Annotated in this window: 12 protein-coding genes and 1 riboswitch; of the genes, 8 read left to right on the top strand and 4 right to left on the bottom strand. The window is 53.0% G+C overall.

What is annotated here, in order from left to right; all coding sequences use genetic code 11:
- Positions 1-136: 136 nt before the first annotated feature.
- Positions 137-1,054, top strand: a complete 918-nt coding sequence (locus KNP84_RS01815) for a proline dehydrogenase family protein (RefSeq protein ID WP_021065479.1) — start codon at positions 137-139, stop codon at positions 1,052-1,054.
- Positions 1,055-1,069: 15 nt separating this feature from the next.
- Here the strand turns inward: KNP84_RS01815 and KNP84_RS01810 are convergent, their stop codons facing one another.
- From KNP84_RS01810 to KNP84_RS01800, 3 genes are all read right to left on the bottom strand, one after another.
- Positions 1,070-1,627, bottom strand: a complete 558-nt coding sequence (locus KNP84_RS01810; protein ID WP_215114089.1) for a YcxB family protein — start codon at positions 1,625-1,627, stop codon at positions 1,070-1,072.
- A gap of 57 nt (positions 1,628-1,684) precedes the next feature.
- Positions 1,685-2,239 (bottom strand): YcxB family protein, encoded by a 555-nt coding sequence (locus tag KNP84_RS01805; RefSeq protein WP_131472373.1) that lies wholly within the window; start codon positions 2,237-2,239, stop codon positions 1,685-1,687.
- Between the two features lie 122 nt (positions 2,240-2,361).
- Positions 2,362-3,264 (bottom strand): SDR family oxidoreductase, encoded by a 903-nt coding sequence (locus KNP84_RS01800; protein WP_214715906.1) that lies wholly within the window; start codon positions 3,262-3,264, stop codon positions 2,362-2,364.
- A gap of 214 nt (positions 3,265-3,478) precedes the next feature.
- Between KNP84_RS01800 and KNP84_RS01795 the strand changes: the two genes are divergently transcribed.
- From KNP84_RS01795 to gcvH, 6 genes are all read left to right on the top strand, one after another.
- Positions 3,479-5,890 carry a 3-hydroxyacyl-CoA dehydrogenase/enoyl-CoA hydratase family protein gene (locus KNP84_RS01795; RefSeq protein ID WP_215114088.1) on the top strand — a complete coding sequence of 804 codons (2,412 nt, stop codon included), beginning with the start codon at positions 3,479-3,481 and terminating at the stop codon, positions 5,888-5,890.
- A 19-nt stretch (positions 5,891-5,909) separates the two neighbouring features.
- Positions 5,910-7,082 (top strand): acetyl-CoA C-acetyltransferase, encoded by a 1,173-nt coding sequence (locus KNP84_RS01790; protein ID WP_021065484.1) that lies wholly within the window; start codon positions 5,910-5,912, stop codon positions 7,080-7,082.
- Between the two features lie 13 nt (positions 7,083-7,095).
- On the top strand, positions 7,096-8,880 hold the full coding sequence (locus KNP84_RS01785; protein WP_215114087.1) for an acyl-CoA dehydrogenase family protein: 1,785 nt from the start codon (positions 7,096-7,098) through the stop codon (positions 8,878-8,880).
- A gap of 87 nt (positions 8,881-8,967) precedes the next feature.
- Positions 8,968-9,696 carry a hypothetical protein gene (locus KNP84_RS01780; RefSeq protein WP_251131099.1) on the top strand — a complete coding sequence of 243 codons (729 nt, stop codon included), beginning with the start codon at positions 8,968-8,970 and terminating at the stop codon, positions 9,694-9,696.
- A 45-nt stretch (positions 9,697-9,741) separates the two neighbouring features.
- Positions 9,742-10,104: an arsenate reductase family protein gene (locus tag KNP84_RS01775; RefSeq protein ID WP_021065487.1), complete on the top strand. Its 363-nt coding sequence runs from the start codon at positions 9,742-9,744 to the stop codon at positions 10,102-10,104.
- Between the two features lie 39 nt (positions 10,105-10,143).
- Entirely contained in the window at positions 10,144-10,527 is a 384-nt protein-coding gene (gene gcvH / locus KNP84_RS01770) for a glycine cleavage system protein GcvH (RefSeq protein WP_021065488.1), read from the top strand.
- A gap of 42 nt (positions 10,528-10,569) precedes the next feature.
- Here the strand turns inward: gcvH and KNP84_RS01765 are convergent, their stop codons facing one another.
- Complete coding sequence (locus tag KNP84_RS01765) at positions 10,570-11,622, bottom strand: PTS sugar transporter subunit IIC (RefSeq protein WP_029595091.1); 1,053 nt, start codon at positions 11,620-11,622, stop codon at positions 10,570-10,572.
- 187 nt (positions 11,623-11,809) lie between these two features.
- Between KNP84_RS01765 and KNP84_RS01760 the strand changes: the two genes are divergently transcribed.
- Positions 11,810-12,067: a thioredoxin family protein gene (locus tag KNP84_RS01760; RefSeq protein WP_021065490.1), complete on the top strand. Its 258-nt coding sequence runs from the start codon at positions 11,810-11,812 to the stop codon at positions 12,065-12,067.
- Between the two features lie 453 nt (positions 12,068-12,520).
- Positions 12,521-12,626, top strand: a riboswitch (SAM riboswitch).
- Positions 12,627-12,680: the final 54 nt, after the last annotated feature.

Raw genomic sequence — 12,680 nt, 5'->3', positions numbered from 1 at the left:
CTGTTTTTTCTGAATAGAGGGAAATGAAATCCTGAAAACGATTACAAAATTACAGACGAATTGACGTTTGTATGTCATAATAATTTCAGACATCGTCATAGAGATAGATGGGTGTAAACGTAAGGGGGAAAATCAGATGGAAAAAGTGTTGCGCGATGGATTTATCTACATGTCTCAAAACAAAACACTCAACAGTTTGGCTAAAAAATACGGGCTTCGGTTCGGGGCTTCGCGCTTTGTGGCGGGGGAAGATTTTAAGACGTCGGTACCGACGATTCGCGAGTTGAACGCGAAAGGATTATCGGTCACGGTCGACCATTTAGGGGAGTTCATCACGACGGTCGCGGAAGCGAACGAGAACCGCGATGAAATTATCCGGGCGATTGAAATTATGGCAGAAGAGAAACTCGACGCCTACATGTCACTCAAACTGACGTCACTCGGATTCGACATCTCGGACGAGTTGATTGAAGACAACATGCGTCAAATCTTGACGACGGCTCAAGCGGTCGGTGTGTTCGTTGCTATCGACATGGAAGACGAGACACGCTGTGAGAAGACGCTCGACTTGTTCAAGAAGTTGAAAGCTGACTTCGACGGGCTCGGGACAGTCATCCAATCGTACTTGTACCGCTCGGAAGACGACATCAATCATCTCGCACCGCTCAAGCCGAACCTCCGGATCGTTAAAGGGGCATACAAAGAGCCGGCGACGGTCGCATTCCCCGAAAAGGAAGACGTCGACCACAACTACTTGAAGCTCGTCAAACTCCATCTTGCGAACGGGAACTACGCCTCTATCGCGACACATGACGACCACATGATCGATGCGGTCATCGAACATGTGAAACTGAACAATATCCCACTCGACCAGTTCGAGTTCCAAATGCTGTACGGCATCCGGGTCGAGCGTCAACTCGAGCTCGTCCGCCAAGGTTATAAAGTCCGCGTCTACGTGCCATACGGCCGTGACTGGTATGGCTACTTCATGCGCCGCCTTGCAGAACGTCCGGCGAACGTCGCCTTCGTGTTAAAAGGAATGGTCAAGAAATGAGAAAAGCACACGAGTTCAATGTGAACTCGTGTGCTTTTCTGTGTTCATATGTTTGTCGAGGATCCGCTCGACTTCAGTGACTCCATTTTTCATTTTCGGGATAATCAACGCCTCATCTTCTTCGTAATAGAGGAAGCGATGCGTCTCGTTCTCGTTCACTTTGAGAATGGATGTCCATGGGACTTGCGTCGTTCGATGGATGTTGCCACGAATGGCCTGCATCTCGACGTGGGTGTCAGAAAGCTGGAGCGTGACGACTTTGGGCCAAGTGTCCTGTTTGCTGAGGACACGACGGATTTGCCAAAGGGCGAGCGGGGCATGCAAATCTTTTAGCAACGGTCTGAGTAATAGCGCGAACAGCAGCCCGATTCCGACCGTAATCAATAAAAAGGCAATCGTCGACTCGGGGCGCGGTACGAGGAAGAATGCGGCTGCATAACCGAGAGCGAAAAGCGGGATGTTCATATATCTCAACCATGCGCTGCGAATTCGTTTATATTGATCGGAATGGTGAATCATGTCGTTTTGGAAAGCTAAAAAATCGTCAATCGTCAGTTTATACGTGGTGACCATTGCATCCACTCCTTTGTGATTCGTCATAATTACGTACTGATTGAATACCTTTGTCGCTTAGAGTGTGATGCCTAAGTGTTTTTGTAGCAGATCATTCATTCGAATTCGCTCCGTCTCGTCGAGCATCCGGTTTTGCTTCGGGACGATAATCGCTTCCGCCGCTTCAATAAATATATAGTGATGGGTCTCGTCCTCGTTCACTCGTTCAATCGCTTCCCACGCGACTTGAACCCGTTTGTTGACAGCATTGTGGAGCGAATTGACTTCAATCCCGTCCTCATGGATCGACAACGTGACATCACGTGGCCATTTCGAGTCCTGTCGAAGTATGGATCGCAACTGTCTCAACCTCATCGTGGAATACACTTTCTTGAAGAGCGGGAATAAGAGTAGCGCCGGCACCACAGCGGCACTGACGGCGAGTGCGATGATGACAGGGGCGGAAAGCGTTTGCGGTAAAAAGACAATCGCGAGGGCAAATCCGTAAAAGGCGGTCAGTAACATGAGTACAAGCGTGACAAGTATAGATTTTCGTTTATTGGGAACCGAGTTTTCGATGAAGTTCTTTTGTAACGTGAAAAAATCATCTTGTGTCAATCGATAATGAATCATCCATCATTGGCTCCTTTCTGTCGTCTAAATGACAAGCTAACGCCTGCAAATTACGCTAACATAGGATGGATGAATTTTCCATACAAAAGGCCCAGTGACTGAACACTGGGCCTGCGACAATATTATCCGTTGATGACCGTCCCACCGTTGACATGCATGACTTGCCCGCTGACGTACGTCGAGTCGTCGCTCGCGAGATAGACGTAAGCCGGGGCGAGTTCTGCCGGTTGGCCCGGACGTTTCATCTCGGCCGAGTCACCGAACGAGGCGACTTTTTCTGCCGGGAACGTCGCTGGGATGAGCGGCGTCCAAATCGGACCTGGTGCGACGCCGTTGACGCGAATTTTCTTCTCGGCCAAGTTCTTGGCGAGCGAACGCGTGAATGCCGTGATTGCACCTTTCGTCGACGCATAGTCGATCAATTGGTCGTTACCTTCGTACGCTGTGATCGACGTCGTATTGATGATGCTCGCGCCTTCGTTCAAGTATGGAAGGGCGGCTTTCGTCAAATAGAACATGCTGAAGATGTTCGTCCGGAACGTACGCTCGAGTTGGTCGTCCGAGATGTCGAGGAGCGACTCTTGTGGATGTTGCTCGGCGGCATTGTTGACGAGGATGTCCAAATGTCCGAACGTCTCAAGCGTCTGTTTGACGACGTCTTGGCAGAAGGCCGAGTCGCCGATGTCCCCTTGTAGCAACAGACAGGCTTGGCCGAGTTCCTCGATGCGCTCTTTCGTCGCCTCGGCGTCCTCGAGTTCGTTTTGATCTTTATAGACGATGACCGTGTTCGCGCCTTCGTGGGCGAAGAAGATGGCGACCGATTTCCCGATTCCCGAGTCGCCGCCTGTGATGATGGCCACTTTATCTTTTAGTTTATCGCTTCCTTTATAGCCTTCACGCTCATAGATCGGGAACGGCTCCATCTTCGAGTCGATCCCCGGTTGATGGGCCTGCTCTTGGCCGTCCTTCTTGAACGATTCAAAATCATGTCGGTTCCCCACTGTGTTTAAACGATTATCACTCATGTATACATTCCCCTTTCTAAAATTGACTCTTTGTGTCTATACCACAGTGACCGAGAAATAAATCGTCCTCAGTGAAATTGGAACGAATTTGAAAAATGAACGCTTGCGAATGAATTGTCATTCATTTATGATAGAAGAGTAAACACGATGGTGATTGCGATTTTTTTTACGCTTGAAATGAATCACTATTCATTCTCATTGAGGGGGGAACAATATGACGAGTCACATCGAACAATCAGCCGACCTCCGTTTGACGAGCAATATCCGTTTTGCGGTCGTCATCGGTTCAGGAGTAATGGGGGCGGGGATTGCGGCTCACTTGGCGAACGCGGGGATTCGTTCGCTCATGCTCGACATCGTACCACGTGAATTGACGGCGAAAGAAGAAGCGAAAGGGCTCACGCTCGAATCACCAGAAGTGCGGAACCGCATCGCTTCCGAGAACCGTCAGAAGCTATTGAAACAAAACCCGGCACCACTCGCGACAGCGGAGCACTTGAACTTCATCGACGTGGGGAACTTAGAAGATGATCTCGAGCGCTTGAAGGAAGCGGACTGGGTCATCGAGGTCGTCGTCGAACGGCTCGACGTGAAACAACAGCTGTTCGAGAAAATCGCTCCTTACATCCGTGAAGACGCGATTCTCAGCTCGAACACGTCTGGCATCTCGATTGAAGCGATGGCGAGCGTGTTGCCGGAAGGCTTGAAAACACGTTTCCTCGGGACACACTTCTTCAACCCGCCACGTTATTTGAAACTGCTCGAACTCATCCCGACGGAGCAGACGGCACGCCCGGTCATCGACTTCATGGCCCGCTTCGCGGAAGACCGTCTCGGGAAAGGCGTCGTCGAAGCGAAAGACACACCGAACTTCATCGGCAACCGCATCGGTACGTACGGACTCCTCGTCACATTCGAAGAGATGCTCAAGCAGAACGCCTCGATTGGCGAGATGGACTCGATCACCGGACCGCTCATCGGCCGGCCAAAATCGGCGACATTCCGTACGCTCGACGTCGTCGGCATCGATACGTTCGTTCACGTCGCTGGTAACGTCTATGAGACACTCGACGCAGGTGAAGAGAAGGACACGTTCGACGTCCCAACTGAAATGAAGACGCTCGTCGAGAAGGGCTGGATCGGTCAAAAGGCCGGACAAGGCTTCTATAAGAAAGACGGCAGAGTCATCCAAGAACTCAACCTTCACACGTTCGAGTACGAACAATTGAAAGCGATTACAGGTCCGGAGCTCGATCAAGTCAAATCGCTCCCGGGCTCGAAAGCGAAGTTGAAAGGTGCCATCTTGAACAAGGGACGCATCGGACAACTGCTCTGGCCGGTCACGGCGAAGACGCTCGTCTACTCGGCTCGTCTCACAGGCGAAATCAGTGATTCAATCGTCGCCATCGATGACGCGATGAAGTGGGGCTTCGGCTGGAAGTTCGGACCGTTCGAGACGTGGGACGCACTCGGTGTCGAGAAATCGGTCGCCCGCATGAAAGCGGAAGGTTATGACGTCCCGGCGTGGATCGACGAGATGCTCGCTGCCGGACACACATCTTTCTATAAGGGAGACCAGTATTACGACCAAGCGTCACAGACGTACGTTGAGAAGACCGTCAACCCGAAAGAAGTGAAACTCGCGCCGCTCGCCAAGTCGAACGGCATCGTGCTCGAGAACGGTGGGGCCCGCCTCATCGATATCGGAGACGACGTCGTCGCCCTCGAGTTCACGTCACCGAACAACGCAATCGGTGTCGATATCATGCAGATGATTGAACAGTCAATTGACCTCGTCGAGACAGACTTCAAAGGACTCGTCCTCGCCAACGACGGCAAGAACTTCTGTGTCGGCGCCAACCTCGCGATGATGCTCATGGAAGCGGAAGACGAGAACTGGTACGAACTCGACTGGATCATCAACAAGTTCCAACAAGTCGTCCAGAAGATTCGCTATGCGGGTCGCCCGGTCGTCGTCGCGCCTTACGGCATGACGCTCGGCGGTGGGACAGAAATCAGCTTGCCGGCCGCACGCATGCAGGCGGCGCTCGAGACGTATATGGGTCTCGTCGAAGTCGGTGTCGGCCTCATCCCAGGTGGGGGCGGAAACGTCAACACGTACCGTCGACTCCTCGAGCAGACGCCGAAGTCGATGCAAAACATCGAGAAAGCGGCGCAACAGACGTTTGAAAACATTGCCATGGCGAAAGTATCGAAGTCGGCCTATGACGCGAAAGCGCTCGGCTATCACCGTCCGGTCGACGGCATCTCGATGAACCGCGACCACTTGACGTTCGATGCGAAACAGACGGTACTCGGTCTCGCTGACGGCTATACGGCACCGGTTCGTGAGAAGTTGCCGGTCGTCGGTCGAACGGGGAAAGCGACGCTCGAACTCGCGGCGTACGAGATGTTCTACGGTGGCTATATCTCTGAACACGATTTGAAGATTGCGAAAAAACTTGCCCACGTCATCAGCGGCGGCGATTTGGCATACGGCACGATGGTCGACGAGCAGTACTTCCTCGACATCGAGCGCGAGGCGTTCCTAAGCCTCATCGGGGAACCAAAATCGCAGCAACGGATGCAACATATGCTCGTCAAAGGCAAGCCACTTCGGAACTGACAAAAGGGGGACTTAACAGATGAGAGAAGCAGTCATCGTGGCCGGCGCACGGACGCCGGTCGGAAAAGCAAAACGCGGTTCGTTCCGAAATGTTCGCTCGGACGAACTCGCGGGTCATGCGATTAAAGCGACGCTCGAGCGGTCTGGCTACACGGGACCAATCGACGACGTCATCATGGGATGCGCCATGCCGGAAGCGGAACAAGGGATGAACATCGCCCGCTACGCGGCCGTCCGGGGCGGCTTGTCGCACGAAGTACCAGCCATCACGATCAACCGTTATTGCTCGTCAGGTCTGCAAGCCATCGCCGACGCGGCAGCGAAAATCATGATCGGCCAAGCGACGGCGGTCATCGCCGGCGGTATGGAATCGATGAGTCTCGTCCCAATGGGCGGACACGTCATCCGTCCGAACCCGACGATCATGGAGACGGCTCCGGAATACTATATGAGCATGGGCCACACGGCAGAACGTGTCGCGGCCGAATATAACATCTCGCGCGAAGACCAAGACTTGTTCGCGATCGACAGCCACCAAAAAGCGGCGGCGGCGATTGCGGGCGGCAAGTTCGAAGAAGAGATCGTCCCGGTCACGGTCGTCGAGCAAGTGCTCGGCGAAGACGGGAAAGTCGCGGAACGTGAATTCGTTGTCAAACATGACGAAGGCGTCCGTGCTGACTCGACGCTCGAGGCGCTCGGTAAACTGCGCCCGGCGTTTAAAATCAAGGGCTCAGTGACGGCGGGGAACGCGTCACAAGTGTCAGACGGCGCAGCAGCCGTGCTCGTCATGGAGCGCGAAGAAGCCGAACGTCAAGGCTTGAAACCGATGGCGAAATTCCTCTCGTTCGCGGTCGGTGGTGTCCGTCCGGAAGTGATGGGAATCGGGCCAGTCGTCGCCATTCCGAAAGCGCTCGAGATGGCCGGCGTGAAGCTTGAAGAAGTCGGATTGTTCGAATTGAACGAGGCGTTCGCGAGCCAATCGCTCGGCGTCATCCGTGAACTCGGGATCGACCCGTCGAAAGTGAACGTCAACGGCGGCGCGATCGCCCTTGGGCATCCGCTCGGTTGCACGGGCGCGAAACTCGCGGTCTCGATCTTGCATGAGATGAAACGACGCAATGAAAAATATGGGGTTGTGACGATGTGCATCGGTGGCGGTATGGGTGCTGCTGGCGTCTTCGAATTACTATAAGGGGGAATTGACAATGGAACGTACAGAACACGAATTGATTAAAGGCGGTAGCTTCGTCATCGACGCACTCGACGCGGATCGTTTGTTCACACCGGAAGACTTCTCAGATGAGCACAAAATGATTGGCGACACGACGGCGAGCTTCGTCGACGACCGTGTCATGCCTGTCCTTGGACGCATCGAGAAACACGAGTTCGATCTCTCGGTCGAACTGTTGAAAGAAGCGGGCGAGCTCGGCCTCCTCGGCGCGGACGTGCCAGAAGAGTATGGCGGTTATCAGCTCGATAAAATCTCGTCATCGATCATCACAGAGCGATTCGCCAAAGCGCGTTCATTCGCCCTCAGCTACGGCGCCCACGTCGGCATCGGGACGCTCCCGATCGTCTTCTTCGGGACAGAAGAGCAAAAGCATAAGTACTTGCCGAAACTCGCAACTGGCGAATGGATTGCCGCCTACGCGCTCACAGAGCCAGGCTCAGGCTCGGACGCGCTCGGTGCGAAAGCGACGGCCGTCTTGAACGAGGCCGGCACACACTACGTCTTGAACGGGGAGAAACAATGGATCACGAACGCTGGTTTCGCGAACGTGTTCATCGTCTACGCGAAAATCGACGGCGACAAGTTCAGCGCCTTCATCGTCGAGCGTGAATTCAAAGGTGTCTCGACAGGCGCCGAAGAACAGAAGATGGGCATTAAAGGCTCATCGACACGGACGCTCATCTTAGAAGACGTCGAAGTCCCAGTCGACAACCTCCTCGGAGAAATCGGCAAAGGCCACGTCATCGCCTTCAACATCTTGAACGTCGGTCGTTACAAACTTGCGGTCGGTGCGGTCGGTTCGTCGAAACGTGCGTTCGATCTTTCGGTCCAGTACGCGAACGAGCGCAAACAGTTCAAGACACCGATCAGTCAGTTCCCGCTCATCCAAGAGAAACTCGCAACGATGGCTGCGAACATTTATGCGATGGAGAGCTCGGTCTACCGGACGGGCGGTCTGTTCCAAGACAGCCTCGACGCGCTAGGCGACGACAACATGCGTGACGGTTCGAAAGTTGCCCAAGCCATCGCCGAATACGCGATTGAATGTTCACTCAACAAAGTGTTCGCCTCGGAGACGTTTGACTACGTCGTCGACGAAGCGGTTCAAATCCACGGAGGCTACGGCTTCATGACTGAATATGAAGTCGAGAACTTGTACCGTGACTCACGCATCAACCGCATCTTCGAAGGGACGAACGAAATCAACCGTTTGATCGTACCGAGCACGCTCCTCAAGAAAGCGATGAAAGGCGACTTGCCGCTCCTCGCCGAAGCACAGAAGCTCCAGAAAGAGCTCATGAGCTACATGCCACAAGAACTTGACGGGTCGCCGCTCGCACGTGAGAAGATGCTTCTGTCGAACATGAAGAAAATCAACTTGATGATCGCCGGAACGGCCGTCCAGAAATATCAGCAGGCCCTCCAGAACGAGCAAGAGATCCTCGCGAAGATTGCCGACATCATCAGCGCCATCTATGCGCTTGAAGCGGCCATCGCACGGACGGAGAAAGCCATCGCTCGCACAGGCGCTGAGAAGAACCAGCAGAAAGTCCGCTATACAGAAATCTTCGCCGAGCAAGTGTTCAAGCAAGTCGAACTCATGGCGAAAGAAGTCTTGTATGCGGCCGCATCGGGCGACGAGCAGCGCATGCTCTTGTCGGCGATGAAGAAGTTCAGCCGCTATCAGCCGATCAACGTCATCGGCACGAAGCGCGAAGTCGCAGCGAGCCTCATCAAAGCGAACAAGTTCATCGTATAAGCAAGCGAGAGAAAGGGTGGCCGGACGCGGTCGGCCCTTTCTTTTTGCTGTCTGCGGACGATACAATGGACGAAGGAGGGGATACGCATGAAACGAGATGACTTATTAGAACGGATGGATGCAATCGGCCGCTCGGTCGCCAAGCATGAGGGCACGCTCATGCTCCTCGCGCTCGGTTCAATTGGACTTGAGATGGATCGGCTCGACGACTATTCGGACCTCGATTTCTTTTTGATTGTCGAGGACGGGCATAAGGCCCGCTTCATCGACAATTTGGACTGGCTCGCGGTCGAGCCGTTGGCGTACCAGTTCCAAAACACGAAAGACGGGCACAAGGTCATGTATGAGGACGGCATTTACGCCGAGTTCGCCGTGTTCGAGATCGTAGAGATGCCTGGAATCGCTTATACACCGGGTCGTGTCGTTTGGCAGCGTGACGAGGCGCTCGATACGTTTGCGACGCCGAAGCTTGTCACACGCCCTTCAGACGCCGCACATCGCTACGAGGAGGCACTGACGAACCTATACGTCGGACTGCTCCGGGAACGGCGCGGCGAACAGCTCGCCGGCTTCGAACTCATTCAAGTCGCGGCTGTCAACAACGTGTTAATCGCGTACGGGGAGACGAGCGACCCGTTCAACCCGACGCGACGGGTCGAAGGGACACATCCGGAACTCGTCGCACGTCTACAGGAGTGGTTACCCGGGTACGGAAAATCGGTCGAGGCGGCCGCAGCCATCCTCCGCCACATCGAGGCGCACCACTCGGTCAATCCGGCGCTCAAGCAAGATATTGTGCGCTTGCTTGAAACGTGAACCGACGAATCGGAATATGCTACAGTAACAGGAGAGGTGATGAACATGGTGACACTATATGGCTATCCGCCATGCAGTACGTGTAAAAAAGCAGAGAAGTGGTTGAAAGAGAACGGCATCGACTATACATATATCCATATCGTCGAGGCGACGCCGTCGAAAGACGAGTTGGCTGAACTATGGAAACAGTCGGGTCTCCCGCTTAAAAAATTCTTCAATACGAGCGGACAAGTGTATCGGAACGAAGGCATTAAAGACAAGCTACCAAATCTATCAGAAGACGAACAACTCGAGCTTCTTGCGAGCAATGGTATGCTTTTAAAGCGCCCAATCGTGACAGATGGTCAAAAATCAACTGTCGGATTTTCAGAAAAGTCGTTTACAGACGTTTGGGGCGAAGTGCTATAATACTCGTGTGAGTCTAATTCATTTGAGGGGGAAGTTAAGATGAGCAAAGTACCTGCCAATCTACGTTATTCAAAAGAGCACGAATGGGTGGAAGTGAACGGAAGCGTCGCCCGCATCGGGATCACGGATTTCGCACAAAGCGAACTAGGGGATATCGTCTTTGTCGAACTTCCTGAAGTCGGTGGCACGATCTTACTCGATGAGCCATTCGGTTCGGTTGAATCGGTCAAGACCGTATCAGAGCTTTACGCACCGATCTCTGGGAAAATCACAGCAGTGAACGAATCACTTGCCGATTCACCAGAACTCGTCAACGAAGCACCGTTCGAAGGCGCTTGGATGATCGAAGTCGAGTTGAACGACGCGTCAGACGTCGACAAGCTCATGTCAGCCGAAGAATACGAAGCGATGATTCAAGGCTAAACAAAACCCGGTTTCTCTTTACGAGAAGCCGGGTCTTTTTGATTAATCGAAGTCGAGACGGTAATGATCAGGCTCGATGAGCGACGTCCGGTTGAACAAACGATAGAACAGAATCCCGAGTGCGATTGGGATGAGCCCGAACAAGACGACGACAAGCATGACGTTCCAGAGCGCGAATCCTCCCGGCATCAAATGCAAGGCGTTGACCGGACCGATTAGACCCGAGACGCCGAATCCGGCACTGATTGGCGTGCCTTCAATCCGAAGGATACCTGCGAGCGCTCCGAGAATGGCCGCATTGGCGAGCACGGGCAACATCATGATCGGACGACGGACGAAGTTCGCCATTTGAATCTTCGGTGAGCCGAGGAAGTGGGCGATCGACGTTCCGGTCGCGTTCATCTGCCAGCCAGCGATGGCGAGACCGAAGCCGGCAGCGACGACGCCAAGGTTGGCGGCCCCGGCAGCGACACCAGACAGGCTGATGGCTGTGGCAATTCCGACCGTCGAGATTGGCGATACGATGATGAGCGAGAACGCCATCGCGATTAACATGCCCATCACGATCGGTTGCAGTTCAGTCATCGTCATGATGATCGTTCCGACGTACGTCGTAATCTGTGAGATGTAAGTGAGTAGGAACGCGCCGATGCCTCCCGCGACGACGATGACCGTCATCGGCAAGACGAGCACCGTGTATGTCTTCAAGCGTGGCGACAACTGCATGACGAGGAACGTCGCGAGAGCGGCCGTCACACCAGCCGTGATGACGTCACCGATTCCGGCCATGAGGAACGCGCCTTCCTCGATGCGAATGGCGCCACTTCCGACCTGGGTCGCGATGCCGATCGTCCCGGCCTCGAGCGCCGATCGTCCGAACTGCATGGCGACGGCGACACCGATGATGACGGGTAAGAGGCGCATCGCAATCGTCGTCGCATCTAAGATGAACTGCAAGGACGGAAAATACGGCAAGATGGCTTTCGTTAATTCACCGAGCAAAGCGCTCGGGATGAGGGCAATGAGAATGGCAAGACTGAGGCCGTTCAAGACGTTCATTAAAAATTGTTTTCCGGTAAGCTTCTCTTCCGTCATTGGGGATTCACCTGTCCTTTTCTACTGGTTTGCTGTTATGTACAAAAGCGATAAAGTTAATGACCATACTATGCCTCTTTCTGCCGAGCGTCAACAAGAAATGTTGAAATGTTCAGAATTTTCCATTTGAGCACAACTTTTGAACCGACTGGTCCGGATTCATATACTTAGAAGAGAGGTGAGCAAAATGATGACAGACGGATTCTTATATATATACGCCCCAATGTGTGGTACATGCGCCGTGGCCGAGCGGATGCTCTCGGTCGTCGAGGCGGTCGATCCAGAATTGAAGATTGAAAAACGCGATGCCAACTTTATCCCGAACGAGCTCGAGGCATATCAGGTTATGAGTGTTCCGGCGCTATTGAAGCTAGAGAATGGCCAAGTTCGCGATCGTTTGTACGCGTTTCAAAACGTCCAGCACGTCCTATCTTTCGTTAAATGAGATAGGATGATTAGAATAATCTGAAAATTTTAAATAATCAGTTGACACAGAAAGTTCACGAATGATATATTCATTACAACATCTTACTTGAACACAACATAGGACGAGATTTTCCCGTCATCAAGACGTTTTCGAACAACCGCTGCATGAGCTTACGCGATTTCAGGTGGACCTTCCCTTCGATTGTCCCCCAAAAAAATCAAGCGTCGGGGCACCGGTCGCGTAATTGCATGGTCCGTTCGAAGACCGAGTGATGGTTGGGTAAAAATCCCCCATATAAGGATGAATGCTCTGATCGGGCAAAAGAGGTTCATCTATGGGTTGTCCTTCAGTGACTCAAGGTGCTACGTTCTGTGTCATCCTCGGATGGCACCTTTTTTTATTTTGCTGAAAAAAATAGTTTGACATGAAAATAATGTGTCGCTATGATAAAGCTAATCAAATACGCAACCACTCTTATCAAGAGAGGCTGAGGGACTGGCCCTATGACGCCCAGCAACCGCGGAGCAATCCGAAATGGTGCTAATTCCAGCAAGGTGTATACCTTGGAAGATGAGAGCAATCGTTGTCCGTACGATAAAGTACGCACGTTTGCTCAAACGTGCGTACTTTT

It is taken from the genome of Exiguobacterium sp. s70, assembly GCF_018618315.1.
In the GTDB taxonomy this organism is placed as follows: Bacteria; Bacillota; Bacilli; order Exiguobacteriales; family Exiguobacteriaceae; genus Exiguobacterium; species Exiguobacterium chiriqhucha.
The sequence above is the reverse complement of the archived record's forward strand: the minus strand, read 5'-3'. Positions and strand labels throughout refer to the sequence as shown.